The 25,809-nt window shown below is 72.6% G+C and carries 22 protein-coding genes; 7 read left to right on the forward strand and 15 right to left on the reverse strand.

Annotation, left to right across the window (positions count from 1 at the left end; translation table 11 throughout):
* Positions 1–6: 6 nt before the first annotated feature.
* From ACL06G_RS14010 to allB, 4 genes are all read right to left on the reverse strand, one after another.
* Positions 7–1,287 (reverse strand): cytochrome P450 family protein, encoded by a 1,281-nt coding sequence (locus ACL06G_RS14010; RefSeq protein ID WP_412835961.1) that lies wholly within the window; start codon positions 1,285–1,287, stop codon positions 7–9.
* A 117-nt stretch (positions 1,288–1,404) separates the two neighbouring features.
* Positions 1,405–2,340: a sugar kinase gene (locus tag ACL06G_RS14015; RefSeq protein WP_412786101.1), complete on the reverse strand. Its 936-nt coding sequence runs from the start codon at positions 2,338–2,340 to the stop codon at positions 1,405–1,407.
* Between the two features lie 172 nt (positions 2,341–2,512).
* Positions 2,513–3,640, reverse strand: coding sequence for an allantoicase (alc, locus tag ACL06G_RS14020; protein WP_412835962.1), 1,128 nt, complete (start codon positions 3,638–3,640; stop codon positions 2,513–2,515).
* On the reverse strand, positions 3,637–4,977 hold the full coding sequence (gene allB / locus ACL06G_RS14025; RefSeq protein ID WP_412835963.1) for an allantoinase AllB: 1,341 nt from the start codon (positions 4,975–4,977) through the stop codon (positions 3,637–3,639). The genes alc and allB overlap by 4 nt, the downstream gene beginning before the upstream one ends.
* 192 nt (positions 4,978–5,169) lie before the next feature.
* Between allB and ACL06G_RS14030 the strand changes: the two genes are divergently transcribed.
* From ACL06G_RS14030 to ACL06G_RS14045, 4 genes are all read left to right on the forward strand, one after another.
* On the forward strand, positions 5,170–5,970 hold the full coding sequence (locus ACL06G_RS14030) for an IclR family transcriptional regulator (RefSeq protein WP_412835964.1): 801 nt from the start codon (positions 5,170–5,172) through the stop codon (positions 5,968–5,970).
* A gap of 91 nt (positions 5,971–6,061) precedes the next feature.
* The gene (locus ACL06G_RS14035; RefSeq protein ID WP_412786105.1) at positions 6,062–6,676 is read left to right on the forward strand and encodes a nucleotidyltransferase family protein; all 615 of its coding nucleotides are present in this window, start codon (positions 6,062–6,064) and stop codon (positions 6,674–6,676) included.
* Positions 6,677–6,815: 139 nt separating this feature from the next.
* Positions 6,816–8,429 carry a malate synthase A gene (gene aceB, locus ACL06G_RS14040; RefSeq protein ID WP_412786106.1) on the forward strand — a complete coding sequence of 538 codons (1,614 nt, stop codon included), beginning with the start codon at positions 6,816–6,818 and terminating at the stop codon, positions 8,427–8,429.
* A 72-nt stretch (positions 8,430–8,501) separates the two neighbouring features.
* On the forward strand, positions 8,502–10,571 hold the full coding sequence (locus ACL06G_RS14045) for a SpoIIE family protein phosphatase (protein ID WP_412786107.1): 2,070 nt from the start codon (positions 8,502–8,504) through the stop codon (positions 10,569–10,571).
* A 42-nt stretch (positions 10,572–10,613) separates the two neighbouring features.
* Here the strand turns inward: ACL06G_RS14045 and ACL06G_RS14050 are convergent, their stop codons facing one another.
* The 8 genes from ACL06G_RS14050 to ACL06G_RS14085 all read right to left on the reverse strand — a co-directional run bounded on the left by ACL06G_RS14050 (position 10,614) and on the right by ACL06G_RS14085 (position 18,157).
* Positions 10,614–12,104, reverse strand: coding sequence for an arylsulfatase (locus tag ACL06G_RS14050; RefSeq protein WP_412786108.1), 1,491 nt, complete (start codon positions 12,102–12,104; stop codon positions 10,614–10,616).
* Positions 12,105–12,336: 232 nt separating this feature from the next.
* Entirely contained in the window at positions 12,337–13,782 is a 1,446-nt protein-coding gene (locus ACL06G_RS14055; protein WP_412786109.1) for a nucleobase:cation symporter-2 family protein, read from the reverse strand.
* Positions 13,783–14,053: 271 nt separating this feature from the next.
* On the reverse strand, positions 14,054–15,436 hold the full coding sequence (locus ACL06G_RS14060; RefSeq protein ID WP_412786110.1) for an 8-oxoguanine deaminase: 1,383 nt from the start codon (positions 15,434–15,436) through the stop codon (positions 14,054–14,056).
* A gap of 108 nt (positions 15,437–15,544) precedes the next feature.
* Positions 15,545–16,492 carry a factor-independent urate hydroxylase gene (gene pucL / locus ACL06G_RS14065; RefSeq protein ID WP_412786111.1) on the reverse strand — a complete coding sequence of 316 codons (948 nt, stop codon included), beginning with the start codon at positions 16,490–16,492 and terminating at the stop codon, positions 15,545–15,547.
* Position 16,493: 1 nt separating this feature from the next.
* Positions 16,494–16,901 (reverse strand): hydroxyisourate hydrolase, encoded by a 408-nt coding sequence (uraH, locus tag ACL06G_RS14070; protein WP_412786112.1) that lies wholly within the window; start codon positions 16,899–16,901, stop codon positions 16,494–16,496.
* Entirely contained in the window at positions 16,898–17,413 is a 516-nt protein-coding gene (gene uraD / locus ACL06G_RS14075; protein ID WP_412786113.1) for a 2-oxo-4-hydroxy-4-carboxy-5-ureidoimidazoline decarboxylase, read from the reverse strand. Before uraD ends, uraH begins: the two co-directional genes overlap by 4 nt.
* Before the next feature lie 97 nt (positions 17,414–17,510).
* The gene (locus tag ACL06G_RS14080; protein WP_412786114.1) at positions 17,511–17,891 is read right to left on the reverse strand and encodes a helix-turn-helix domain-containing protein; all 381 of its coding nucleotides are present in this window, start codon (positions 17,889–17,891) and stop codon (positions 17,511–17,513) included.
* Positions 17,888–18,157, reverse strand: a complete 270-nt coding sequence (locus tag ACL06G_RS14085) for a thiamine-binding protein (protein ID WP_412786115.1) — start codon at positions 18,155–18,157, stop codon at positions 17,888–17,890. The genes ACL06G_RS14080 and ACL06G_RS14085 overlap by 4 nt, the downstream gene beginning before the upstream one ends.
* 586 nt (positions 18,158–18,743) lie before the next feature.
* On the opposite strand from ACL06G_RS14085, the gene ACL06G_RS14090 reads away from it, so the two are divergent.
* Both ACL06G_RS14090 and ACL06G_RS14095 read left to right on the forward strand, forming a co-directional pair.
* The gene (locus ACL06G_RS14090) at positions 18,744–20,216 is read left to right on the forward strand and encodes a catalase (RefSeq protein WP_412786116.1); all 1,473 of its coding nucleotides are present in this window, start codon (positions 18,744–18,746) and stop codon (positions 20,214–20,216) included.
* A 208-nt stretch (positions 20,217–20,424) separates the two neighbouring features.
* A complete protein-coding gene (locus ACL06G_RS14095) occupies positions 20,425–21,201 on the forward strand; it encodes a hypothetical protein (protein ID WP_412786117.1) in 777 nt (258 codons plus the stop codon).
* A 15-nt stretch (positions 21,202–21,216) separates the two neighbouring features.
* Here ACL06G_RS14095 and ACL06G_RS14100 read toward each other — a convergent pair whose 3' ends face one another.
* Together ACL06G_RS14100 and ACL06G_RS14105 are read right to left on the reverse strand one after the other, a co-directional pair.
* Positions 21,217–21,516, reverse strand: coding sequence for a DUF3303 family protein (locus tag ACL06G_RS14100; RefSeq protein WP_412786118.1), 300 nt, complete (start codon positions 21,514–21,516; stop codon positions 21,217–21,219).
* 154 nt (positions 21,517–21,670) lie between these two features.
* Positions 21,671–23,350 carry an AMP-binding protein gene (locus ACL06G_RS14105; RefSeq protein WP_412786119.1) on the reverse strand — a complete coding sequence of 560 codons (1,680 nt, stop codon included), beginning with the start codon at positions 23,348–23,350 and terminating at the stop codon, positions 21,671–21,673.
* Between the two features lie 415 nt (positions 23,351–23,765).
* On the opposite strand from ACL06G_RS14105, the gene ACL06G_RS14110 reads away from it, so the two are divergent.
* Positions 23,766–24,833 (forward strand): endonuclease/exonuclease/phosphatase family protein, encoded by a 1,068-nt coding sequence (locus ACL06G_RS14110; protein ID WP_412835965.1) that lies wholly within the window; start codon positions 23,766–23,768, stop codon positions 24,831–24,833.
* Positions 24,834–24,870: 37 nt separating this feature from the next.
* Here the strand turns inward: ACL06G_RS14110 and ACL06G_RS14115 are convergent, their stop codons facing one another.
* On the reverse strand, positions 24,871–25,734 hold the full coding sequence (locus ACL06G_RS14115; RefSeq protein ID WP_412835966.1) for an aminoglycoside 6-adenylyltransferase: 864 nt from the start codon (positions 25,732–25,734) through the stop codon (positions 24,871–24,873).
* Positions 25,735–25,809: the final 75 nt, after the last annotated feature.

Raw genomic sequence — 25,809 nt, forward strand, 5'->3', positions numbered from 1 at the left:
GCCCCCCTACCGCGGAACGGACTCCGCCGGGACCTGCGGACCGTCGGCCCATCGGACGGGGAGCCGTTCCGGTCCCCTGATCAGCAGACCGCCACGCCACGGCAGCGTCTCGGGAGCGGCGTCCAGGGACAGCCGGGGCACCCGGGCGAGCAGGCTGCGGAGCGCGATGCGTGCCTCCAGCCTCGCCAACGGCGCCCCGAGGCAGTAGTGCACGCCGTGCCCGAACGCGAGATGCCCGCGTCCGCCCGGCCGTTCGCCGTCGCCGGAACGACCGCGGCGGATGTCGAAGCGGTCCGGGGCCGGGAAGCGTGCCGGGTCGCGATCGGCGTCGGCGAGGACGGGGAGCACCAGTTGCCCTCCGCCGGGCACGACCGTGCCGCCGATCTCGGCCGGCTCCAGCGTGAAGCGGTAGGTCGGGGTCTCCACGGGCCCGTCGTAGCGCAGCATCTCCTCGACCGCCTCGTCCACCAGGGAGAGGTCGGCGCGCAGTGCGGCGAGCTGTTCCGGGTGCCGCAGGAGTGCCAGCACACCGTTGGCGATGAGATTGGCGGTCGTCTCGTGCCCGGCGATGAGGAGCAGCCAGGTCATACCGAGCAGTTCGTCGCCGGACAGCCGGTCGCCGTCGTCGTCGGTGGTGCGGATGAGGACGCTGAGCAGGTCGTCGCCGGGGGCGTCGCGCTTCCGGTCGATCAGCCGGGTCAGGTAGTCGGTGAGCGCGGCGACCGCCGCCTCGGTCTCCGGTGCGCCGTGGGCGACGACGAGGGTGTCGGTCCAGCGGCGGAAGCGCTCCCGGTCGAGGCCGGGCACACCGAGCAGTTCGCAGATGACGCCGAGCGGCAGGGGGTAGGCCAGGGCGTCGACGAGGTCGGCGCGGCCGTCGGGACGGGCCAGCATCTCGTCGAGCAGGTAATCGGTCATCTGCTGCACGCGGGGGGCGAGCGCTTCGATCCGTCGGGCGGTGAACTCCTTCGCCACCAGCCTGCGCAACCGTGCGTGGTCGGGAGGGTCGGTGGCGAGCATGTGCCTGCCGGACGCGACGGGCATCAGGCCGAGTTCCGGTGCGGCGTTGTCCCAGTCCTTGGAGAGGCGGGGGTCGGTGAGTGTCGCCTTGGCGGCGTCGTAGCCCACGACCAGCCAGGCCTCGGCCCCGCTGGGAAGCCTCACGCGGTGCACCGGGCCGCGTGCCCGGAGGTCAGCGTAGACCGGGTACGGGTCGCGGGTGAAGTCGTCCCCCAGTGCCGCCAGGTCCACGATCTCCGGCAGTTGGGTCCTCGCGTCGGTCGTCATGGCCTCCCCTTGCGCCGCCGCACCGTCTGCCTCCCCACCCTAGGCAGGCGGTGCGGACACGCGGAGCGGGCGTTTCAGCCAACCGGTGCACTGCCGGACGGAACCGGAGTGCCGCGGTCAGCGCAGCCGGGCGACGGCGCGATCGCGTCCCGCCGCGGTGGGCAGTCCGGTGGTGTCGCCGGGCGCCTCGGCGGCGAGCGCCGCGACGCAGGCCGCCTCGGCCAGGGCGCGCTCCGGCTCCACGTTGCGCAGCCAGGCGGACAGCCAGCCGGCGGTGAACGCCTCGCCGGCCGGGCCGGTGCGTCCCGCCACCGGCTCGTGGACCCATCGCCCTTCTCGCCCGACGGCGACGGCGGAGCCGTCCGGCCTGGTGACCACGACGAGGTGCGCGCGTCCGAGTTCGAGGAGGGCCTTGGCCGCCTGTTCGCCGCCGCCGCCCAGCAGCAGTTCCAGTTCGTCCTCGCTCGCGACGACGAGGTCGGCCTCGCGCATCAGGGGGCCGACGACCCGCATCCATTCGTGGTCGGTGCCCAGCCTGCCGCGCACCGTCGGGGCGAAGCTGAACGCCGCGCCGGACTGCCGCGCGAGCATGACCAGCCGGTGGACGGCCTGGGCGGCGAGGGGCGAGAGCATCGGGGTGATGCCGGAGACGTGGACGAGACGGGTGCCCGCGAGCGCCTCCGGCGGGAGGTCGTGCGCGGCGAGCCGGGAGCCTGCCGATCCGGCGCCGTAGTACTGCGCGTCGGCCACGTCCTCGGGGCGGCTGTCGCGGAGCACCAGACCGGTGGGGGCGTCCGGGTCGAAGGAGGTCCAGGAGACGTCGACGCCGTCGGCCCGCAGTTCCCGGAGCACCGCTTCTCCGACCGCGTCGGCGCCGAGTCTGCCCAGCCATCGCGTGCGGTGGCCGAGGCGGGCCAGTCCGGCAGCGACGACCGGCTCCGCTCCGGTCACCGAACGGCGGAAGTCGACCGCGCGGTCGAGGGGCACTCCGGTCTCGGCGAGCATGAGCAGCATCGCCTCGCCGCATGTCACGGCTTCGGGTCCGGTCGCCACGACGCTCTCCCACCTGTGCCACCTGCAGTCCTGTCCGGGCGAGCGTACCCGCTACGGCCTTCCCGACCCAGGGCCGGTGGGGCCCGTCCCGGTGCGGCCGTCGCCTCATCGGCGCCGCGTCCGGCGGCGGGCGCCCCGGGGCTGCCCGCCGGCCGGCCGGGAACGTGGTTCCTCAGCCCCCGAGTTCGCGGTGGCGTTCGGCGAGCCGCCGCGCGCCCGGCGCGGTGAGCGAACCGTGCAGCCGCAGCCGGGAGATTCCGCCGTCCGGGAAGACGTCCAGGCGGACGTGGGTGACGGCCGGGGCGTCGGTGAGCAGAAAGCGGTGGAGGGTGTCGGGTTGCAGGCGGGTGCGGGGCAGCAGCTCGCGCCACTCACTGCTCTCGCTGTCGCGGCCGTGCAGCGCCGCCCACCCGGCGGCGTTCCCCTTGAGGCAGGCGGTGTCGATCTCGACGGCGCGGATCACGGCCTGCTCGGTCAGCGCGTAGCGGATCCAGTCGTGTCCGGTGTCGCGGCGCCGGCGGGTCTCCCAGCCGTCGTCCATGCGGCGTGAGCGGCCGGGCCGGATGGTGTTGGCGGGCGGCGAGTAGAAGCGGTCGGAGGCGTCCTGAACGGTGCCGCCGTTCTCCAGTGCGACGAGGTCGAAGGTGCCGAGCGCCGCGAGCCAGGCCGGGTCGGGCGCCGCCTCGCCATGGACCCGCAGGCGCGCGACGCCTCCGTCGGGGTGCTGGACCAGCCGGACGTGGGTGAAGCGGCGCTCGACGGAGACCTCGAAGCCGTTGGCGGCGTGCCCGCCGACCTCGGTGGGGGGCACCAGTTCGGTCCATTCCACGTCCGGGCCGAGCAGCTCACCGGGACCGGGCGTCCCCGGGACGGCAGTGGCCTGGACGGAAACGGCGCGGGGGTGGTTGCCGCGGAAGTGTGCGGTGTCGACCACGAGCCCCCGGATCACCCCGGGTACGCCGAGGCGGATCAGCGCCCAGTCGTGGTCGTCGGCGTCCGGGTGGGGCGTGTCGGCGTCCGCGCCGCGGCGCCGCCGGGTCTCCCAGCCGTCCATGATCTTGCCCTTGTGGCCGAATCGCTCCGGATCGAACACGGGTGTTTCGGGGTTGAGGAGGTTCTCCCGCTCCGCGAAGAACTCGTCGTTGGCGGCGATCACCCCGGCGCCCAGCCTCCGGTCGGCGAGGTCTGCCAGCGAGGCGAACGGCAGGTCGGCGCTGCGGTAGTCCGCCCAGGGGTCGCCGCCGCCGTAGGGGTTCGCGTCGCCGGTGTGCCGGGGGATCGCGGGTGTCGCCGCGTTCATGCGGAGGTCCTCTCGAGGAGTCGGCCGGTCCTGCCCAGGAGCCGGGTGCCGTCGGTGATCTGTTCGCCCCGCAGCCAGGTGGAGCGCACCACGCCGTGCAGCGTGCGGCCCGCGTAGGCGGTGACCCGGTTGCGGTGGTGCAGGTCCGCGGGGTCGACGGAGAAGGTTTCCTCGGGGGCCAGCACGGTGAAGTCGGCCCGCCGTCCCGCCTCGACGGCGCCGCGGTCCCGGAGCCCGGCGAGGCGTGCGGGGCCGGTGGACATCCACTGCGCGACCTGGTGCAGGGTGTGCCCGCGGCGGCGGGCCTCGGTCCACACGGCGGGGAGTCCGAGCTGCAGCGAGGAGATGCCGCCCCAGGCGTCCATGAAGTCGGGCGTCTTCAGGTCCGCGGTGCAGGGCGAGTGGTCGGAGACCACGCAGTCGAGGGTGCCGTCGGCGAGACCGCGCCACAGGGCGTCCTGGTTCGTCCGCTCCCGGATGGGCGGGCAGCACTTGAACTCCGTCGCCCCGTCGGGCACCTCCTCGGCGGTGAGGGTGAGGAAGTGGGGGCAGGTCTCGACCGTCAGGCGGACTCCCTCGCTGCGGGCCGCCGCGATCGCCGGGAGAGCGGCGGCCGAGGACAGGTGGAGGATGTGGACGCGGGCGTCGAGGCGGCGGGCGAGTCCGATGAGCCGGGCGACGGCCTCGTGCTCCGCCTCGCGGGGGCGCGAGGCGAGGAAGTCGGCGTAGCGGCCGCCGGGGCGCTGCGGGGCGTCGGTCAGCCGGTCCGGGTCCTCGGCGTGGACGATCAGGAGGCCGTCGAACGAGGCGATCTCGGTGAGGGCCTCCTCCAGCTGCCGGGGGTCGAGTTCGGGGAACTCCTCGACTCCCGAGGGCGAGAGGAAGCACTTGAAGCCGAACACTCCGGCGTCGTGCAGCGGACGCAGGTCCGCGAGGTTTCCCGGCACCGCCCCGCCCCAGAAGCCGGTGTCGATGTGCGCCTTGTCGCGGGCGACGTGGCGCTTGGTGCGCAGGTGGTCGACGGTGGTGGTCGGGGGGATCGAGTTGAGGGGCATGTCGAGCAGCGTGGTGATGCCTCCGGCCGCGGCGGCGCCGGTGGCGGTGGCGAATCCTTCCCACGCGCTGCGCCCGGGGTCGTTGACGTGGACGTGGGTGTCCACGAGGCCGGGCAGCAGGGCGTCGTCGCCGAGCTCGACGGTGCGGGCTCCCGCCGGGAGCGGCGCGTCGTGCGGCAGGACGGCGTCGATCATGCCGTCGACGGCGACGACGGACGCCGCACGGCTGCCCTCCGGCGTGATCACGCGGGTCGAGCGCAGCACGAGTCGGTCGTCGGCCACTCGAAGCCTCCTCGGGTTCTTCCGCAGGGCGGAAATTCAACGTTCTGTTGAGAAGTTTTCCCCCGCGGGGAATCTTCGTCAACCCCGGCCCGGGCAGGACCGGGGGTGACCGGGCACGATGCGGGGCTCGGCCCGGAACCGGCGGTGCGCGGGCCGGTACCATGCGGCTGAACCGCAGGAAAGGAACGCGACGTGCCGCCGTCCGCCGAGCAGCAGCCCCCGGCCTCCCGTACCGCCACGCCGGGTGGGGTCCAGTCCCTCGAGCGTGCCTTCGACCTGCTGGAGCGGATGGCCGTTGCCGGTGGCGAGGTGGGGTTGAGCGAACTGTCCGGCAGCAGCGGCCTGCCGTTGCCCACGATCCACCGGCTCATGCGGACTCTGGTCTCCTGCGGCTACGTGCGCCAGCAGCCCAACCGGCGCTACGCGCTGGGGCCGCGGCTCATCCGGTTGGGCGAGGGTGCGTCCCGGCTGCTCGGCTCCTGGGCGCGCCCGCACCTGGCGCGCCTGGTGGAGGAGACGGGCGAGACGGCGAACATGGCGCTGCTGGACGGCGACGAGATGGTCTACGTCGCACAGGTGCCCTCGCGGCATTCGATGCGGATGTTCACCGAGGTCGGCCGCCGGGTGCTGCCGCACACGACGGGCGTGGGCAAGGCGCTGCTGGCGTACGCCCCGGCCGACGAGGTGCGGGCACTGCTGTCCCGCACCGGCATGCCGGCCGCCACGGAGAGGACGCTCACCACCCCGGACGCCTTCCTGGACGCACTGGCCACGGTGCGGGAGACGGGGTATGCGGTGGACGACGGCGAGCAGGAGATCGGGGTGCGGTGCGTCGCCGTGGCCGTGCCCGAGGCACCCACTCCGGCCGCCCTGTCCGTCTCGGGCCCGGCGGGCCGCCTGACCGAGGCGGCGACGGACCGCTTCGCCCCGCTGCTGCGGGAGGTGGCACGGGACCTCTCGGCCGCCCTCACCGCGCCTGCGCACACCCGCTGATCCGGCGCGCCGCACCTCCGCGAGCGGTCGACGAGGGGGCACGGCCCGCGACGACACGGTCGGCGAGGGGACGGGGCGCATGATGGAGCGCATGGACCGCACGCACCCCCCGCACGGACGGGTCGCCGCCCTCGTCCTCGCCGCCGGAGCCGGTCGGCGGCTGGGCGGGCGCCCCAAGGCCCTGCTGCGGCACCACGGCCGCCCGCTGGTGGAACACGCCGTCGCCGCGGCTCGGGACGGCGGCTGCACCCCGACGGTGCATGTCGTCCTGGGGGCCCGCGCGGACGAGGTGCGCGAGGCGGCGGACCTCTCGGGATGCGTCGTCGTGGAGAACCCCGGCTGGGAGGAGGGCATGGGCTCCTCGCTCCGGCGGGGACTCGCGGCGCTGGGCGGCACGTCCGCGGAGGCCGCACTGGTCCTCCTGGTGGACCAGCCGGGCATCGGTGCGCGCGCGGTGTCCCGGGTGCGCGGCGCCTACCACTCCCCCGAGACCCTCGCCGCCGCCTCCTACGGAGGCCGCCGTGGGCATCCCGTACTGCTGGGCGCGCGGCACTGGGCGGGCGTCGCCGCCTGTGCCGGCGGCGACCGCGGGGCACGCGGCTACCTGCAGCAGCACGCGGCGCGGATACGGCTGGTGGAGTGCGGCGACGTCGCCGTTCCCGCCGACATCGACACACCGGAGGACCTGTCCCGGCTCGCGCCGTGACAGCTCCGCCCGCCGCACACCGGAATCCCTTGAGATTCCACTATGAGGAATCTAGTCTCCACTTCACAGAAACGAGCCGGTCCGTCGCGACCCGAGTGCCCCGTGGGCACCCCGCACCGCCCGCAAGGAGTGACCCGACATGTCCGCACCAGCGCCGTCGCCCTCGGCCCGCGTCCACGCCGACCCGATCCCCCGCCAGGACGAGGTCCTGACCGAGGAGGCCCTCGCGTTCCTGGCCGAACTGCACCGCCGGTTCACCCCGCGCCGCGACGAACTGCTGGCCGAACGCGCGGCCCGGCGGGCCGAGATCGCCCGCACCAGCACGCTGGACTTCCTCCCCGGGACGGCCGAGGTGCGCGAGGGCGACTGGCAGGTCGCGCCGTGCCCGCCCGCGCTCCAGGACCGCCGGGTGGAGATCACCGGCCCCACGGACCGGAAGATGACGGTCAACGCGCTCAACTCGGGCGCCCGGATCTGGCTGGCCGACTTCGAGGACGCCTCCGCCCCCACTTGGGAGAACGTCGTCGGAGGGCAACTCAACCTGACGGATGCCTACGAGAACCGCATCGACTTCACCGACGAGCGCGGGAAGTCCTACCGGCTCCGCCCGGCTCAGGAACGGGCCACCGTGGTGATGCGCCCCCGGGGCTGGCACCTGGACGAGCGGCACATCGAGGTCGACGGCCGTCCGGTACCGGGCGCCCTGGTGGACTTCGGCCTCTACTTCCTGCGGAACGCCCGGCGGCTGCTCGACATGGGGAAGGGCCCGTACTTCTACCTCCCCAAGACCGAGTCCCACCTCGAGGCGCGGCTGTGGAACGACGTCTTCGTGTTCGCCCAGGACCGGTGCGGCATCCCGCAGGGAACCATCCGCGCCACCGTGCTCATCGAGACCATCACCGCCGCCTACGAGATGGACGAGATCCTCCACGAACTGCGCGACCACGCCTCCGGCCTGAACGCGGGACGCTGGGACTACCTGTTCTCCCTCGTGAAGAACTTCCGGGACGGCGGGGAGCGGTTCGTCCTCCCGGACCGGAACGCGGTGACCATGACCGCCCCCTTCATGCGGGCCTACACCGAACTGCTGGTCCGTACCTGCCACAAGCGCGGCGCGCACGCCATCGGCGGGATGGCAGCCTTCATCCCGAACCGCCGCGACCCGGAGGCCAACGAACAGGCACTGGCCAAGGTCCGCAGCGACAAGGACCGGGAGGCCGCCGACGGCTTCGACGGTTCCTGGGTCGCCCATCCCGACCTCGTGCCGATCGCGCAGGCCTCCTTCGACGCCGTCCTGGGCGACGGACCGCACCAGAAACACCGGCTGCGCGAGGACGTCGAGGTCTCGGCCGCCGACCTGATCGCCGTCGACTCCCTCGAGGCCGAACCCACGCGTGAGGGCCTGCGCAACGCCGTGCAGGTCGGCATCCGGTACATCGAGGCCTGGCTCCGCGGCCTCGGAGCGGTGGCGATCTTCGGCCTGATGGAGGACGCCGCGACGGCCGAGATCTCCCGCTCCCAGATCTGGCAGTGGGTGAACGCCGGGGTCGTCCTCGACACCGGCGAACGGGTGACGCCCGCCCTGGTCCGGGACATCGCGGCCGAGGATCTGGCCGCGATCCGCGAGGAGACCGGCGAGGAGGCGTTCGCCGCGGGCCGCTGGCAGCAGGCCCACGACCTCCTGCTCCGGGTGGCGCTCGACGAGGACTACGCCGCCTTCCTCACACTCCCGGCCTACGAGCTGCTGGACTGAGCATCCCGGGGCCTGCCCCGGCGGCTCCCGCCCTGGTCGCGCAGCGGCCGGGGCGGTGCCACCCTGGGGCGCATGGACACTCGAGGGGCGCCGCCGGGCGGCGGGCCGCCGCCCGTGCCCTGGCCCGCCGGCCCCGGCGAGGCGCTCGCGCTCAACCGGGCGGGATCCTTCGACTGGGACCTGAACCGCGGCGTGCTGCACCTGGACGGGCCGGCCCTCACCCTCTTCGGCCTGGTGGAGGACGAATACGACGACTGCCCGCGCACACTGGGTGCACGGCTGCCCCGGGCCGAGGCACAGCGCCTGGAACGACTGATCGCCGGCGCGCTCCGGAGCGGCCGCGCGACCTTCGGCACCTACTTCCGGATCCGCGGAGCGGACGGCTCCGAGAGGTGGACGCACGCCCGGGGTGCCGTCCGCCGGTCGGTGGACGGCACCCCGAGCCGCGTCATCGGCATCCTGCGGGACGCCCCCGACGAGGTCGGCCCGCACGGTGAGCCGCTGCCGGCCCGGGCGGCGCAGCACTCCCTCCACACCGACGTGGTCGAGGCGACGACGGCGGGACTCGCGCACGCCCGCACGGTGCGCGAGGTGCTCGAAGCGCTCGGGAGCTCGCGGGGTCTGGACCGGCTCGGCGTGGTCAGCGTCGTCGTCGGGCTCGTCGAGGACGGGCGGATGCAGCTGTACAGCGAGGGGGAACTGAGCGGTCAGCTGCCGATGAGCCGGCGGCGCATGGAGGAGCAGCTGCCGCTCCCCGAGACCACGCGCACCCTCACTCCCCGGTACATCGTCTCCCGCGAGGAGTTCGCACGCCGCTACCCCACGCTCTGGCCCTGGGCGAGGGAGATCGGATGGAGCGCTGCCGCCTTCCTTCCTCTGATCGCCCAGGGCGAGGCGCAGGGGGCCATCGGACTCGTGTACCGCGACAAGCACTCCTTCTCGAGCGAGGAACGCGCCCTCCTCACGGCGCTGACCAGTAGCATCGCTCAGAGCCTCCAGCGTGCACGACTGTTCGAGCAGGAGCACGAGCTGGCCGAGGGACTGCAACGGGCCATGCTCCCGCGCACGCTCCCGACCATCCCCGGGGTGCGGGCCGAGGTCCGCTACCGGTCCGCGCAGCAGGGCCGCGACATCGGCGGCGACTGGTACGACATCGTCCCGCTCCCCGGCGGCAGGGTCGCCGCGGTCGTGGGCGACGTCCAGGGCCACGACACCGACGCCGCCGCGGTCATGGGCCAACTGCGCATCGTGCTGCGCGCGTACGCCGCGGAGGGGCACCCCGCGGCCACCGTGATGGCCCGGGCCTCGTCCTTCCTGCACGACCTGGACGCCGACCGCTTCGCCACCTGCCTGTACGTCGAGGCCGACCCGGCGACGGGCTGGCTGAGCATCGTCCGGGCGGGCCACCCGGTGCCGTTGCTGCGGCGCGCGGACGGCGGCTGCCGCCCGTTCCCGGTGACGGGCGCCCTGCCGCTCGGACTGTCGGCCGACTTCGGCACGCCCTCCTACCCCGTGACGACGCTGGAACTGGAATCGGGGGAGACGCTCGTGCTGTTCACCGACGGACTCGTCGAACGGCCGGGTGTCGACCTGGACCAGGGCATCGCGGAACTGGCCGGGACGATCCGCACCGGCCCCTCCTCCCTCCCCCGGCTCGCCGACCGGCTCTGCGAGGTGCCGGAGGCCTGGAGCGGCACGGACGACCTGGCCCTGGTGCTGCTGCACCGCGAGGGGAGCGCGGTCTCGCCGCCCGGGCGCCGCCTCCACCGGCACGTCGCACCGCGGGACCCCGAGTCGCTCGCCGCGGTGCGTCGCATGGTGCACGCGGCGGCCCGCTCCTGGGGGGCGGCGGACCGTGCGGACGACGTGGCGCTGGTGGTCGACGAACTGGTGACCAACGCCCTGCTGCACGCCGGCGGCGGCGCCCTGGTGACCGCCCGTCCGCTCGGCGGAGACCTACCGCGGCTCCGCATCGAGGTCACCGACCGCTCCAGCACACTGCCGCAGGTGCGCCACCCGGGCGGGTCCGGCCTCTCCGGCCGGGGGCTGCTGCTGGTGGACCGTCTGTCGGACACCTGGGACGTGGAGTCGCGCGGCACCGGCAAGGCGGTGTGGTGCGAGTTCTTGACCCCGGGATGCTGACGCCGCGCCGGCGGTCGCCGGCTTCCCGGGGCGCCCGCCGCCTCAGGCGGGGAGCGGCTCCGGCTCCACCCATGCGCGGTGGATCAGCTCCACCAGGCGGTTCACGGTCCGCGGATGCTGGGCGGAGACGTCGTGCCGCTCGCGGGGATCGTCCCGCAGGTTGTACAGCTCGACGTCCCAGCGGCTGTCCGGCACGGTCCGGTCCCGGCCCGGCGCGAACCGCACCAGCTTCCAGTCACCGCTGCGCACGGCCTCGCAGGCCTGCAGGGCACGGCCGTGGTCGGCGGCCTGCGACATCGAGGTGACGTAGGGATCGTTGCGGTACCAGTACAGGTACGGGTGGCTGCGCGGAGTCCCGGATCCGCCGAGGACTCCGGCGAGCGACAGGCCGTCGATCCCCTTCGGTGTCGGCGCGCCGGCGAGTTCGGTGAGCGTGGGCAGGACGTCGGTCAACGGCGTCTGACGGTCGCTCACGGTGCCCGGCTCGACCCGGCCCGGACCCCAGACCACGAGGGGCACGCGAATGCCTCCTTCGTACAGGTTGCGTTTGACGCCGCGGAGCGGACCCGTCGCCGCGAAACGCGTCGGATCGACACGCCCCTCCTGATGGGCGCCGTTGTCGCTGGTGACCAGGACGAGGGTGTTGCGGTCGGCCCCCGACTCGCGGAGCAGGTCGACCAGGGCACCGACCGTGTCGTCGAGGTGGGTGACCTGCGCCGCGTGGCCGCGGTTCGCCTTCGTCCAGGGCCGGGTGGCGTACCCGGCCTCCTCCAGGCGGCGACTGGGCGCGTGGGGCACGTTGGGCGAGTAGTAGAGGAGGAACGGACGCGCGGGGAGTCCGTCGCCCTCGCCCTCCCGCTCTGCCCGCTGCGCCTCGACGTGGTGGCGCACGAAGTCCAGTGCGCGCTCGCGGAAGAGGTCCGGGGCGTAGGTGTCGCGTCGTCCCGCCAGGTTGCCGGGGATCCGGACGGTCCGGCCGTTCCGCCACAGCGAGGCCGGATAGTAGTCGTGGGCGGCGTGGTGACCGATGTATCCGTAGAACTCGTCGAAGCCCCGGTTGTTGGGGTGGCTGGGCTGGTCGGGCTCCTGCGGGCCGAACCCCCACTTGCCGACGCACGCCGTCCGGTAGCCCTGGTCCCGCAGGAGCTCGGCGAAGGTGGTGTCCTCGTCGCCGAGCGACTGCTGCGGCCCGGCCATCGGGTTGGTGCGGACGGCGGCATGGCCGCTGTGCAGTCCCGTCAGCATGGAGCAGCGGGCCGGGGCACAGACCGGGGCCGGTGCGTATGCGGTGGTGAACCGCAGTCCCTCGTCGGCGAGTTCGTCGATGCGAGGGGTCTTGATGAGTTCCTGGCCGTAGCAGCCGAGTTCGCCGTATCCCAGGTCGTCCGCGAGCACGACGACGACGTTGGGATGTTTGGCGGGATGCGGCTCGGGCATGCGGCCCAGGGCGAGTTCGCTCACAGCCGCACTGGCTCCGGCGATGCCGAGAGCGGTGGCGGATCCGGCGAGGAAGCGACGACGAGTGGCGTGCACTGCGGGGGGCTCCTTCTCACGTGCTGAAGGATCATTGTGACCCAGCACCTCCGGGCCCGATTCCGTCGTCACCGACGTGTCGGCGGCCCGGAGTGCGACCACCGACACGGAAGCGCGCGGCATCGCAGGTCGGGGCGGTCGTGCGGGCGCATCCGACCGTCCGTCATCGATACGCATTCGGTATGCGACGGGCGCCGCCCGCACGGCCCGACCGCACCTGCCCGGGAGACCCCTAACCGGCGCCCGGTGCCTGCGTGTCGGCCGGTTCCGGAACCTCGGCGGGACCGGGCCGCTGTGCGGATCCGCCGAGGTGGTTGAAGAAGAGGTTGAGCAGGATCGCGGCGAGGCAGCCGGTCGATATGCCCGAGTCGAGCACGATGCGGGCGCTTTCGGGAAAGGCGTCGTAGAACGCAGGGGCGGTGATGGGGATGATCCCCACCGCCAGCGAGACCGCCACCACGACCACGTTGCCGTCCTTTTCCAACCCCGCCCGGACCAGTGTCCGGATGCCGCTGGCCGCGACCGATCCGAACAACACCACTCCGGCTCCTCCCAGCACGGGGAGGGGCACCGCCGACACGACTGCGGCGGCGACGGGACACAGCCCCATGAGGACGAGGATGCCGCCACCGGCCGCCACCACGAAGCGGCTGCGGATGCGCGTCATCGCCACCAGGCCGATGTTCTGGGCGAAGGCGCTGCAGGTGAAACCGTTGAAGAAGGGGCTCAGGAAGGACCCCAGGGTGTCGGCACGCAGACCTGCCGCGATCGTCCGCTCGTCGACGGGACGCCCGACGACCTCTCCCAGCGCCAGCATGTCCGCGGTGGATTCCGTCATCGAGACGAGCATGACGACGCACAGGGACACCACTGCCGCGGGGTGGAACTGCGGTGCGCCGAAGTGGAAGGGGGTGGGGAAGCCGACGAGGGACGCGTCGCCCAGTGCTCCGAAGTCGGTGATGCCCACGGGCACCGCGAGCAGGGTGCCGGCCGCCATGCCGAGCAGTACGGCGATCTGCTGGAGGAAGCCCCGGGTGAAGCGGCGGAGGACGAGGACGGCGGCCAGCGTGACGGCTGCCATCGCCAGGTTCCGTCCGGAGCCGTATCCCGTCGCCTCCGGGTCGCCGCCCTGCGCCCAGGTGAAGGCCACGGGAAGCAGGGACACGCCGATGAGCGTGATGACCGTACCGGTGACCACGGGCGGAAAGAAGCGGACGAGCTTGCAGAAGAACGGCGCGAACAGGAACCCCAAAGCACCCGCCACCATCACCGCGCCGAAGATCACCGGCAGAGCGTCCGCCTTCGACTCCCCCTCGACGATCGCCAGCATGGGGGCGACTCCCGCGAAGGTGGCGCCGTTGACGAACGGCAGTCGCGCTCCGATCCGCCACACGCCGAGCGTCTGCAGCAGGGTTGCGATGCCGGCGGTGAACAGACTCGCTCCCATGAGGAAGGTCAGTTCTGTGGGGGACAGCCCCACGGCCACACCGACGATGAGGGGCGGCGCGACCACGCCTGCGTACATGGCCGCGACGTGCTGAAGCCCGGTGGTGAACAGTCTGGCGGGCGGCAGCGAACGGTCGACCGGATGCTTCGGGGCGGGTGCGGGTGCGCCCGGCGGATCTCCGCCGTCCCTCCCGGAAGTGCGCTGCGGGGTGGGCCCGGGGGGCTCGGCCACGGCGGTTCCTCCTGTCGTTCGGACGTGTGCCTCACGGCACCCGGTTTCAGGGAGGTGGTGCGTCCTGCTCGGTTGTGCTCGGTCCGGGTCGGTCCTGCTCGCTGTGCTTCCGGGCAGCCGTCGGCCCCGGGCTACGGGCCGCCCCCGGGGCGCGTACGCTGCCGCGCCTCGGGGGCGAACCTTCCGGGCAGCCCGCTCGCTGCCCGGAACCGGCCGGGAGCCGTCCCTCCCGGCCGGAGTCGGGCGGTCCGCCGTACGGGTTGCGGACTCCTCACCCCGCGGCGGCGATGCGGGTCAGGCGGGCTGCCTCGTCCCGGGTGCTGCGTGCGATCGCGTCCTCGTCCGCCGTGGTCAGACGTCCCTGTTCCACGACCGGGCGACCGTCGATCAGCGACAGCGTGACCGGGGCGGGTGCGCCGAGCACCAGCGCGGCGACGGGGTCGGCGATGGACGCGTGAGCGAGACCGTCCAGCTTCCACAGCACCAGGTCGGCGAGCTTGCCGGGCTCCAGCGAGCCGATCTCCGCCTCACGGCCCAGCACGCGGGCGCCGCCGTACGTGCCCAGTCGCAGCGCCTGGCGTGCGTTCAGGGCCTTCTCCCGGTGGCTGCCCAGCCGGTTGATCAGCAGGGCGTTGCGCAGCTCGGTGTGGAGTTCTCCCGACTCGTTGGAGGCGGTGCCGTCCACGCCGAGCCCGACGGGCACTCCCGCCGCGAGCATGTCGGGGACCCGGGCGATCCCCGCCGCGAGCCGGGCGTTGGAGGAGGGGCAGTGGGCGACGCCGGTGCCGGTGCGGGCGAAGGCCGCGATGTCGGAGTCGTTCATGTGGACGCAGTGCGCCATCCAGACGTCGTCGCCCAGCCACCCCGTGGACTCCAGGTAGTCGGTGGGGCCCTTGCCGAACAGTTCGTGGCAGAACTTCTCCTCCTCCACGGTCTCCGAGCCGTGGGTGTGGAGGCGCACTCCCTTGCGCCGGGCCAGGTCGGCTGCCTGGCGGAGGAGTTCGGTGGAGACGGAGAACGGCGAGCAGGGGGCTACGGCGATGTGCAGCATGGAACCGAAGGAGGGGTCGTGGTGCCGGTCGACGGCCTCCTCGGTGGCGCGCAGGGCGTCCTCCGTGCTTTCGACGGCGAAGTCCGGCGGCAGTCCTCCGTCCGACTCGCCGCGGTCCATGGATCCGCGGGCCGCGGTGAAGCGGACACCCATGTCGCGGGCGGCCGCGATCTCGGCGCCCAGCAGGTCGCCGGCTCCGCGCGGGAACACGTAGTGGTGGTCCATCGCGGTGGTGACGCCGCCGCGGGCCATCATCGCCAGCGAGCCTTGGGCGGCGGCGCGGACCATCTGCTCGTCGATGCGCGCCCAGGTGGGGTAGAGGGAGACGAGCCAGTCGAAGAGATTGCAGTCCTGCGCCAGGCCGCGGGTGATCCACTGGTAGAAGTGGTGGTGGGTGTTGACCAGGCCGGGCGTGGCCAGGTGACCGGTGCCGTCGACACGTCGTACCACGTTCTCCAGGCCGTCCGGTGCCGGGCCGGCGCCGACGGACTCGATGCGATTGCCCGCGACGACGACGTGGCCGGAGGCGTGCTCCGTGTCGTCGGCGTCGACGGTCGCGAGAGCGCAGTTCTCGATGACGATGCGCTCGGTTCGCTCTGCCATGTGTGGTTCCTCGTGTCTCGTGCTCCGCGGTGCGGCGGACGCGCCACCGCTGCGTTGTGTCCCGGAGGCCGAAATATCGCAGGTGCGTGCCGCGCCCGGTCGGCCGGGTCAGAGATTGGTCATGTCGACGGGGATGCGCGCATCGGCCCCGTCGCGCAGGACCGTGGCCTCGATGAGGCCGTACGGGCGGTCGGCCGCGTGGTAGACGGCGCCGTCGGCGGCCTCGTTCGCGATCCCGAACGGCTCCAGATCCACCTTGAAGTGGTGCTTGTTGGGCATGGAGAACCGGATCTCCTCCAGCTCCGACCGGCTGTCGATGACGCGTGCGCCCATCTGGTAGAGCGTCTGCTGGAGGGAGAGGGAGTACGTCTCGGCGAAGGCCTGCAGCATGTGTCTCCTGGTCTCGGTGTACGACCTGTCCCAGCGCGGCATGCGCTGCTCGTCGCCGCTCCAGGAGTGGCGCCACACGGCGGTGACCTCCGTGGCGAGAATTCGGTCGTAGTCCTCCTTCAGTGTGGTGTAGCGGTCCTTGCGGAAGCCGTGGAACTCGCTGTTGGTGGAGTTCAGCACCGTGAGGCCGGCGAGCCCGGAGAGCACCTCGAAGCCTTCGCCGTCGAAGGTGATCTGCGCGGTGCGGGTCTCCTGTCCCTTGCGGACGAAGGAGTGCTGCACCTCGTCGGCGCCGATGAAGCGCGAGTTGGCGTCGGAGCAGGCGATGCGTTCCCAGGCGTACTCCTCCACGCGGATGCGTGCCCGGTGGATCGGGTCCTGGCTCGTGACGAAGTGGCGGGCCAGGTGGATGCCGAACTCCTCGGCGGAGGCGATCCCGTGCTCCTTGGCGAGCGCGAAGACGGTGTTCTTCGTGGTGTCCGTGGGCAGCACGTTGGCGTTGGACCCCGAGTAGTGGACGTCGTCCATGGCGCCCGACAGGGCGACGGAGACGTTCAGGTCCTTGATGTGGTGGGTGTCCCCGTCGCGTGTGATCTTGACGACGCGGTTCTCCGCCTTGCCGTACTGGTTCTGGCCGAGAACCACCGGGCGGGACATTGCGGTCATGTCAGCTCCCTCGGTACACGGAGTAGCCGAACGGGTTGAGCAGCAGCGGTACGTGGTAGTGCTCGCCCGGGTTCACCGTGAAGGTGGTCGTGACCTCGGGGAAGAACGGCCGGCGGTCCTGCTGCTCCGCGGCGTGCCGGTCGGCGGGTCCCGCCCCGGGTGCGAGGTACGGCTCCACCTCGTAGCGCAGTCGCACCTGTGCGGTGCCTTCCGGGAGAGCCGGAAGGTCCTTGCAGCGTCCGTCCTCGTCGGTCCTCGACTCGCCGTGCACGGACCAGGCGCCGCTGTTGTCGTCCCGGACGGACAGCCGGACGGCGACCCCCGCTGCGGGACGGCCCGCGGCGGTGTCCAGGATGTGGGTGGAGACCGTGGTGGCCGGTGTGTCGGGGGGTGCTGCGGCGGCGCTCATCGCCTGTCTCCTTCGTGCGCGAGGCGGGTCAGCCGGATGCGGTTGATCTTCACCAGTTCGGTGCGGACGTTCTCGCGTTCGCGTTCCGGCGTGTTGCCGAGGCGCTCGGCGAGCGCGTCCCGCATCTGTTCCCCGGTGAGGCCGGTGGCACAGATCAGGAACACGTGCCCGAACCTCTCCTGGTACTGCAGGTTCATCCCGAGCATCTGCTCCTTGAGCGCCTCCGGGGCGCCCGTCATGCCGCGCTGTTCGCGGGCGGAGGCCGGGTCCGAGGGGCGGGGCCGGCCGATGGGCGGATGGGCGGCCGTCGCTTCGTCGAGGTCCGCGGCATCGAGAGCGGCCATGGCGTCGTCGCTGGCGGCGCACAGGGCCTCCCCGTCGGCGTACGGGCGTCCCGAAAGGAGACGGTCCACCCAGGCGGTCGAGGCGCAGACCTCGGTCAGTGCGGCTCGGGCCGCCCCGTCGTCGACGGTGTTCAACCAGGCCAGGCCCGGTGTGGGACTCGACGTCACGAAGGCCTCCGGAGCCGTGTGCGGATCGGGCTGGGATACAGCTAAGTACCCGCACCGGCACGCGTCAACACTTTGTTGAAGAACGGCTCGTGTGCCGTCACCCCCGGTGGCGCGCGGCGTTCTCCCGGTTGAGGTAGTTGTAGACGGTGAAACGGCTGACACCGAGGGCTCCCGCCACGGTCTCCACCCCGTGCCGGACGGAGAAGGCACCGCGAGCCTCGAGGGTCCGCACCACCGACTGCTTGGACCTGCGGTCCAGCTCTGCCAGCGGCTTGCCGTGGCGCCGCTCCAGTTCGGCGAGGAGGTGGTCGAGGGACTCGGAGAGGTGGGGCAGCCGCACAGCCAGTACCTCGCGCCCTTCCCAGGCGAGCACGACGTCGTCGCCCCCAGCGGCGTCCGGCGGGACCATCTCACCGCCGATCGCGTCCACCAGCGGCTTCACCGCCGCGACGAACGGGTGCTCCTCCGGCACGCTCACCGCTCCTCCTCGTGTGACCCGTCCGCCGCATCCAGGACGTTGACCTGCAGCGACACACGGGTGGCACCGGCGTCCAGGCTGCGGCGCAGCATCTCCCCCACGGCGGCGAGCACCCGCTCGGAGCCACCCTCCACGGTGTTGCCGAACGGGCCGACGTCGACGGCGTCCAGACCGGCGCCCTGCACCGTCTCCCGCGCGACGACCGCGTGCTGCGGCGCCTCGTCGAGATCGAAGGGCTCCGTGGTGAACTCCACTTTCAATCGCACTCCGGGCGCTCCTCACCCTGTCCGGCCTGCATTCTGCGCCGCTGAGCCCTGCTGGAGAGGGCGCAACGGGGGCCATCGTCGCCCAGCGCCGCCGCCGAGTCTATGGCCGACCGGGTACGGCTGTCCGGGGCGGGAAGCAGGTGGGCGCAGATGCCGACCGATCACCGTGACAGCCTTCACTCTCGAAGGGCTGCTGGTGAACGAGGCCGTGAAAACCACTCCGGAACGTCGGGCGACGGGCGACGGGCGACGGGCGACGGGCGACGGGCGACGGGCGACGGGCGACGGGCGACGGGTCGAGTCTGCAAGATCTCGAACATGCCTGGCCCGCACTCCTCCAGCACAAGGGCCCGCCGAGAATCGACGGGGAACGGATTGCACGGGAACCGGGCACCCAGCTGCCCCGGACTTCGTGGAGTCGTCGGAGTCGCACCCGGGGCTGGCCGTCGATCACTTCCTCGCGCGGACCCTGCACAGCGCCCGCACCCGGGCGACTTTCAACAAACTGTTGACTGAGTTCGTGCGGCGTCCCTACGCTCCGCACGATGCGGAAACCTCTTCCGTGCGCGCCACAAGAAGGGTCAGCATGACGCAGCCCCAGCCGACGGCGGGGACTCTCACCACCGAGTCCGGCGCCCCTGTCGCAGACAACCAGAACTCCGCAACGGCCGGCGCCGGCGGTCCTCTCCTGCTCCAGGACCAGTACCTGCTGGAGAAGCTGGCCCGCTTCAACCGGGAGCGCATACCCGAGCGCGTGGTGCACGCCCGGGGTTCCGGGGCCTACGGCCACTTCGAGGTGACGGACGACGTCAGCGCCTACACCTCCGCCCACTTCCTCGGCGAGGTCGGCCGCCGCACCGAGACCTTCGTGCGGTTCTCCACCGTCGCCGACAGTCTGGGCGGCCCCGACGCGGCCCGCGACCCGCGCGGTTTCGCGCTGAAGTTCTACACCGAGGAGGGAAACTACGACCTCGTCGGCAACAACACCCCGGTCTTCTTCATCAAGGACCCGCTGAAATTCCCCGACTTCATCCACTCCCAGAAGCGGGACCCGTTCACGGGCAAGCAGGAGCCCGACAACGTCTGGGACTTCTGGGGCCACTCCCCCGAAGCGACGCACCAGGTGACCTGGCTGATGGGCGACCGGGGCATCCCCGCCTCGTACCGCCACATGAACGGCTACGGCTCGCACACCTACCAGTGGACCAACGCCGACGGCGAGGCGTTCTTCGTCAAGTACCACTTCCGGACGGACCAGGGAGTCCGCTGCCTGAGCAGCGAACGGGCCGCAGAGCTGTGCGGCACCGACCCCGACAGCCACCAGACGGACCTGCTGCAGTCGATCGAGCGCGGAATGCACCCGTCGTGGACGCTGTACGTGCAGGTGATGCCCGCCGCCGAGGCAGCCGGCCGGCGCTTCGACCCGTTCGACCTGACGAAGGTGTGGCCGCACGCGGACCACCCGCTCCAGCGGGTGGGACGGCTGGTGCTGGACCGCAACCCCGACAACGTCTTCGCCGAGGTGGAGCAGTCCGCCTTCTCCCCGAACAACTTCGTCCCCGGCATCGGCCCCTCCCCCGACAGGATGCTGCAGGGCAGGCTCTTCGCCTACGCGGACGCACACCGGTACCGGCTGGGCGTGAACCACACCCAGCTCGCCGTCAACGCCCCCAGGGCCACCACTGCGGCCAACCACGGCCGGGACGGCTTCATGGCCACCAACGGGCAGGGCCGCCACGCAAGGAACTACGAGCCGAACTCGTACGGCGGCCCGCACGAGACCGGGCGTCCGCTGTCCGCCCCCGGCGAGGTGTCCGGACAGACGGGCCCCCACAAGCCACCGCGGCACAGCCCGGACGACGACTTCCACCAGGCGGGCGAGCTGTACCGGTTGATGTCGGAGGATGAGAAGTCCCGCCTGGTGGCGAACATCGCCGAGGGCCTGTCGCAGGTCACCCGCGACGACGTGGTCGAGAGGAACCTGGCGCACTTCCGTGCGGCCGACCCCGACTACGGCGCCCGGGTGGAGAAAGCGGTGCGCGCACTCCGCGAGGGCTGATCCCCGAGCCCTGTACGGCGTGTGCCCCCTCCCGGCCGGGAGGGGGCACACGCCGTACAGGGCGCCACGATCGGCGACTACCGGCCGACATTGCCGCATCCGCTTCGCACGAAGACCCGCATCGGGGACGATGGAACGCGGACCCGTCCGAATCCGGACGCGGTCCGCACCCACCGCCGTAGCCACGACATCCCGCTGGAGGCGCCGAGTGGCCGAGAGCGTGTCCGTCCGCTGCCCCGACTGCCGTCGCGAGCACGTGTACGCCCCGACGACCTTCCCCTGCGCGTGCGGCGAACCCGTGACGCTTCCGCTGCTGGCGTCAGGAGTGCCGGTACGTGTCGAACACCGCACCTGGGCGGACTCGTGGGTGACCGTGCGGTGCCGCTCGTGCGGACGCACCGACGAGTGGCCGCAGCCGGAGTACGGATGCCCCTGCGGCACCACGGTCCGGGTCCCGACCGCTCCCCCGGCGCCCCGCCCCGTCCCCCGCCGCCCGGACCCGTTGAACGGCGACCGCGAGAGCGCACGCATGTGCAGCGCCTCCGGACAGCTCGGCCTGCACGGCCCACCCGACGCACCCGCGGCACCCGGCCCGCCGACCCGGCGACCGGCGTTCCGGCCCCTGACGATCCGCACCGCGCAGGACGCCAAGTCCGCTGCCGCGCACTACCTGCGCTGGCTGGGCTTCCGCGAGGTCAGGGTCGCCGGGAAACGGCCCGCCTCGGGTGTCGACCTGCGAGGCCGGGCCGTCGTGGCGCACGTCGACCCCACCACCGCACCGACCCCGCTGCGCGCGATCGAGACGCTGTGGCTCAACGGCCTCAACGAGTCGGCGGCCACCGCCTGCTTCTCGCTGGCCGGCTACGCGCCCGAGGCCCGCGCCCGCGCCGACGACCTGCTGCTTCCACTGTTCGTGCTCGACCTGACCGGTACGCCGCAACCGGTCAACGACGCCGCCGACACCCTGATCCGTACGACGACCTGAGGCACCCGGCAGCCGTCACCGCGTGCCCGCCCAGGCGGCGAGCCCCGTGCGCACGTCCTCGGGGGTCATCGCCGGCTGCACGAACACCTCCGCGTCGAACTCCGAGAAGAACGGCTCGGCGACCTTGGGAAGCTCCGAGGCGTCCTGCATGTCGAAGACGATCAGAGCGCAGCGCTTGCCCTCCTCCGCGACGAAGTAGGCAGCTTCCGGTTCGAGGTCGTCGAGCACAGCCATCAGGGACTTCTCCATGGCTCCGCTCTGCACCGCCCGGTTGGCGTGCTCGGTATCCATCCGGGCCTTCAGCAGCATCCGCATGGCCCTCACCTCATCGTCCGCGGGCCGGGCGGACGCTCTTTCCGCGCACGGGTGACCCGGTCGCGCGTCTGCTCTCATCGTCACTCCGCGGCGGGGCGACCGCAATGCCCGGGGACGCGCCCCGGGCTCGCGTTTCCCCGCCGCGCGGGCGGGGTCACTCCCGGAACTCCTCTCCCGGGCCCTGCGCCGCGTGCCCCCGGAGTTCGACCCGGCGGATCTTGCCGGAGATCGTCTTCGGCAGCTCGCCGAACTCGATCACCCGCACCCGCTTGAACGGCGCGAGCGCGGCCCGGGAATGCTCGAACAGGGCCTTCGCCGTCTCCTCGCCCGGCTCCCAGCCGTCGGCCAGCACCACGTAGGCCTTGGGCACGGCCAGCCGCACCGGGTCCGGCGAGGGGACGACGGCCGCCTCGGCGACCGCGTCGTGCTCGAGAAGCGCGCTCTCCAGCTCGAAGGGGCTGATCTTGTAGTCGGACGCCTTGAACACGTCGTCGGATCGCCCGACGTAGGTGATGTAGCCGTTCTCGTCGCGGGAGCCGATGTCCCCGGTGCGGTAGTAGCCGCCCGCCATGGCCTCCGCCGTGCGCTCCGCATCACCGTGATACGCCGTCAGCAGGCCGACGGGACGACCGCCGGGGCCGTCCAGGCGGAGGCAGATCTCCCCCTCGTCGGCCGGTTCGCCGGTGGCCGGGTCGAGGAGGACGACGTCGAAGCCCGGCGTCGGCCGGCCCATGGAGCCCGTCTTCAGGTGCTGGCCCGGCGTGTTGGCCACTTGCACAGCGGTCTCGGTCTGGCCGAAGCCGTCCCGGATCGTCACGCCCCACACGCGCCGCACGTGGTCGATGACCTCCGGGTTCAGCGGTTCCCCGGCCGCCACTGCTTCCCGGGGGACGCGGGCCAGCGTGCCGAGGTCGGCCTGGATGAGCATGCGCCACACCGTGGGCGGCGCGCAGAAACTGGTCACCCCCGCGCGGTCCATCTCCGCCAGGAGGCGCCCCGCGTCGAAGCGGGTGTAGTTGTGGATGAAGATCGTGGCTTCGGCGTTCCAGGGTGCGAAGAAGTTGGACCACGCGTGCTTCGCCCAGCCGGGCGAGGAGATGTTCAGGTGGACGTCGCCGGGTCGCAGGCCGATCCAGTACATCGTGGCCAGGTGTCCCGCTGGGTAGGACAGGTGGCTGTGCTCCACGAGTTTCGGGCGCGCGGTGGTGCCCGAGGTGAAGTACAGCAGCAGAGTCTCGTCCGAACGGGTGGGTCCGTCGGGTTCGAAGCGGTCCGGCGCCCGGTGGGCGTCGGCGTGGTCGAGCCACCCGCTGTCGGCACCGCCGACAGCGATGCGGGTGTAGTCGCCCGGCACCTCGGCGAACTTGGCGGTGTCCTGGGAACGCACCACCACGTGCCGGGCCTGCCCCCGTTCGATGCGGTCGACGAGATCCGCGGGACCGAGCAGCGGTGTGGCGGGGATGACCACGGCCCGCAGCTTCATGGCCGCGAGCAGCGTCTCCCAGAGCTCGACCTGGTTGCCGAGCATCACCAGGATGCGGTCCCCGGGGCGGACACCGGCCGTGTCGCGCAGCCAGTTCGCCAGCCGGTCGGACCGCTCGCGCATGCCGGCGAACGACACCTTTGTTTCGCTGCCGTCCTCCTCGACGATGTGCAGCGCGGTCCGGGCGTTCCCCTCGGCGACGACGTCGAACCAGTCCAGCGCCCAGTTGAAGTACTCCGGGCGCGGCCAGCGGAACTCCGCCCGCGCCGCGTCGTAGTCCTCCCGGTGCCGGACGAGGACGTCCCTCGCCGAGCGGAACTCCTCGGTGGCGGCGGGGCCGGTGTCCGTCATGCGTACTCCTCACGTGCGGCGGGCTCGCGTGATCTGCCGTGGGCTCATCCTGTCGCCCGGCGTCCTTCGGACGCCAGGGGTGGGCGCGGAACACCGTGGCGTGTCCGCACCAGCGCGACCTGCTGCTGTCCACCGCGGCAGCGACCGGCCCGGTACGACCGCTTCGGGCCGGTATCACTCCTCCCACCGCGCCAGGGCGGTGCGTCCGGCCGCGTGGAGCGCGAGCAGACGGGCCGCGCGAGTGTGGCCCGTTCGAGTGCGCGCACACCGAGTACGGCGGGACTGGCCATGGTCGGCACGATAGGCGGACGCACCGACAGCCGGGCTCCGCACGCGGTCGGCCGCGCGGCGCGCCGACATGCTGCGGACGGCCGGTAATCGCGCCCGGGCACAGCGATGCGGCACCATCGACACCGTGCATCCGGGGGCAGACGAGTACCTGTACCGCGGCGCTCCGCCGCCGGAACTCCGGCGGGAGGCGGAGCCGCCGTCCCTGCCGCCCGCTGTGGTGGAGGCGGCGGAGCGGCGGGCTGTCCGCACGCGACGCCGCCGGTGGGGCCGGTGCGCGGGACTGCTGCTGCTGCCGTTCTCGGTGGCATTGGTCTTCCGTGCGGCGGACGCCGACGGCCCGTCACCCGTACCGCAGCTGCTGGCTTTCCTGCCCTGGTTCCTGGTGCCCGCCTGGCTGGCGCTGGCGTGCGCGGCGCTGGGGCGGCGGATCGTACCGGCCGTGTGGGCGCTGGCCGTGCTGGCGGCCACGGGCTGGTTCCTCCGTCCCTACGGGCCCGACGCCGCTCCCGCTCCGGCCGGAGCACCGGCCGCACGGTTGCGTGTCCTGACCGCGAACCTCGACCGGGGGACGGCGGTCGACACCTTCCTCGCGCTGCTGCGTGACGAACGCCCCCAGCTGGTGGCCGTGCAGGAGTGCGACACCGGATGTGCCCGTGCCCTGCGGTCGCCGGAGGTCCGGGAGTCGTACCCGGGACGCGTGATCGTCGCGAGCGGCGCATCGCAGGGATCGGCGCTGCTCAGCACGTATCCGCTGCGGAGCGTGCCGGCGGTACCGGGCACGCACGCCATGCCGGGCGCGGTCGTCGACGTGGCCGGTGCCCGGCTCCGGTTCCAGGTCGTCCACTCGGCGCCGCCCCTCCCGGACGGGGTCGGTGTGTGGCGGCAGGAGCTCGGGCGTCTGGCGGAGTACGCGGGGCGGCACGATGACGGTGCCCTCCTGATGGCCGGGGACTTCAACGCCTCCCAGGACCATGCGGCCTTCCGGGGCCTGCTGGCCACCGGCCTGCGGGACACCGCGCGTCTCGACGGGCGCTCACGCACCCCCACCTGGCCCGCACGGACGGCACCGCCCCTGGGAGCACAGCTCGACCACGTCCTGGTGAGCGAGGACTTCGACGTGCACGAGGTGATGTTCTTCACGCTGCCCGACGCGGATCACCGGGCAGTGCTCGCAGAGGTGGCGCTGCGATGAGAGAACCCGGACGACGGACGGTGACGGGCGGGCCGGCTCACGTGCCTCGGGGGAAGGTACGGGCCACCGCCGCGCGGACGCGACTGCCGAGCGGCTCGGGCGAGGCGAACCCCAGGCGTTGTGCCACGACGCGGGACGTTGCTTCGAAGAGGTTCGTGCTCGCCCCGTGGGCGGCCCGGACGTCCTCCGCGTCGAGGCGGGGGAAGGTGCGGGCGACCTGGTCCCAGTGCTCCGCCGACAGCCATTCCTTCACCCGATGGCCGCTGTGCCAGGTGTCTGCGGGGCCCTCAGGATCGGTCCGGGTGTACCACTCGAGCATCCGCAGCAGCATCTCCCGCATGGTGTTCAGGCGGGACTGGGCGACCCACAGGTCGTCGCGGGCGACATAGACGGGCACCTGCGTCGCCTCGAACCAGAACTCGGTGACGGCACGCTGGTAGTCCCCGGGTTCCGGCGCATCGTGGTGCGGAGGGGTCATGCGGGGGGCGGGCAGCCGAGCGGTGAGTCCCGACGTGTCGTAGTGCACCACGAAACCGTGGTCGTAGAGGGGGTCCAGGCCGTCCGAGAGCATCCGTGCGATGCGCTCCTCACCGGCGACGGTGAAGTCGACCTTCCTGCCGCCCCGGTAGACGACAAGGCGGGTCGGCCAAGGGGGATCCGCTCCCGGCGTGCCGTCGGAGTCGAACGGCAGAGCCACCATGACGTCGCCGAAGCCGTGGAACCACGAGGAGTCGGCGGACAGCTCCCGCCAGCGCGGACCGATCAGCTCGAGGTCCAGGTCCGAGTACCGGTCCACACGGCGGCCGCGGGCCCTGGACCCGGTCCGGACCACGCCGGTCACCCGGGGGTCCCGTGCGGCCCACTCCAGGATGGCCGCGAGCAGTTCCTCGGGATCCTCCATGGCGGCACGCTATCGAACGGCGAAGCCGGTGAGGAGGTCGTCGGACCGGACACCAGGCGCTTCCGTCGCCGCACC

It is taken from the genome of Streptomyces callyspongiae (assembly GCF_047200695.1).
In the GTDB taxonomy this organism is placed as follows: Bacteria; Actinomycetota; Actinomycetes; order Streptomycetales; family Streptomycetaceae; genus Streptomyces.

Bases quoted from the DNA above. Each gene is read 5' to 3' on its own strand.
- ACL06G_RS14010 (WP_412835961.1), bottom strand. From the start codon at position 1,287: ATGACGACCGACGCGAGGACCCAACTGCCGGAGATCGTGGACCTGGCG.
- alc (WP_412835962.1), bottom strand. From the start codon at position 3,640: ATGAACGCGGCGACACCCGCGATCCCCCGGCACACCGGCGACGCGAAC.
- ACL06G_RS14035 (WP_412786105.1), top strand. From the start codon at position 6,062: ATGGACCGCACGCACCCCCCGCACGGACGGGTCGCCGCCCTCGTCCTC.
- aceB (WP_412786106.1), top strand. From the start codon at position 6,816: ATGTCCGCACCAGCGCCGTCGCCCTCGGCCCGCGTCCACGCCGACCCG.
- ACL06G_RS14045 (WP_412786107.1), top strand. From the start codon at position 8,502: ATGGACACTCGAGGGGCGCCGCCGGGCGGCGGGCCGCCGCCCGTGCCC.
- ACL06G_RS14060 (WP_412786110.1), bottom strand. From the start codon at position 15,436: ATGGCAGAGCGAACCGAGCGCATCGTCATCGAGAACTGCGCTCTCGCG.
- pucL (WP_412786111.1), bottom strand. From the start codon at position 16,492: ATGACCGCAATGTCCCGCCCGGTGGTTCTCGGCCAGAACCAGTACGGC.
- uraH (WP_412786112.1), bottom strand. From the start codon at position 16,901: ATGAGCGCCGCCGCAGCACCCCCCGACACACCGGCCACCACGGTCTCC.
- ACL06G_RS14090 (WP_412786116.1), top strand. From the start codon at position 18,744: ATGACGCAGCCCCAGCCGACGGCGGGGACTCTCACCACCGAGTCCGGC.
- ACL06G_RS14100 (WP_412786118.1), bottom strand. From the start codon at position 21,516: ATGCGGATGCTGCTGAAGGCCCGGATGGATACCGAGCACGCCAACCGG.
- ACL06G_RS14105 (WP_412786119.1), bottom strand. From the start codon at position 23,350: ATGACGGACACCGGCCCCGCCGCCACCGAGGAGTTCCGCTCGGCGAGG.
- ACL06G_RS14115 (WP_412835966.1), bottom strand. From the start codon at position 25,734: ATGGAGGATCCCGAGGAACTGCTCGCGGCCATCCTGGAGTGGGCCGCA.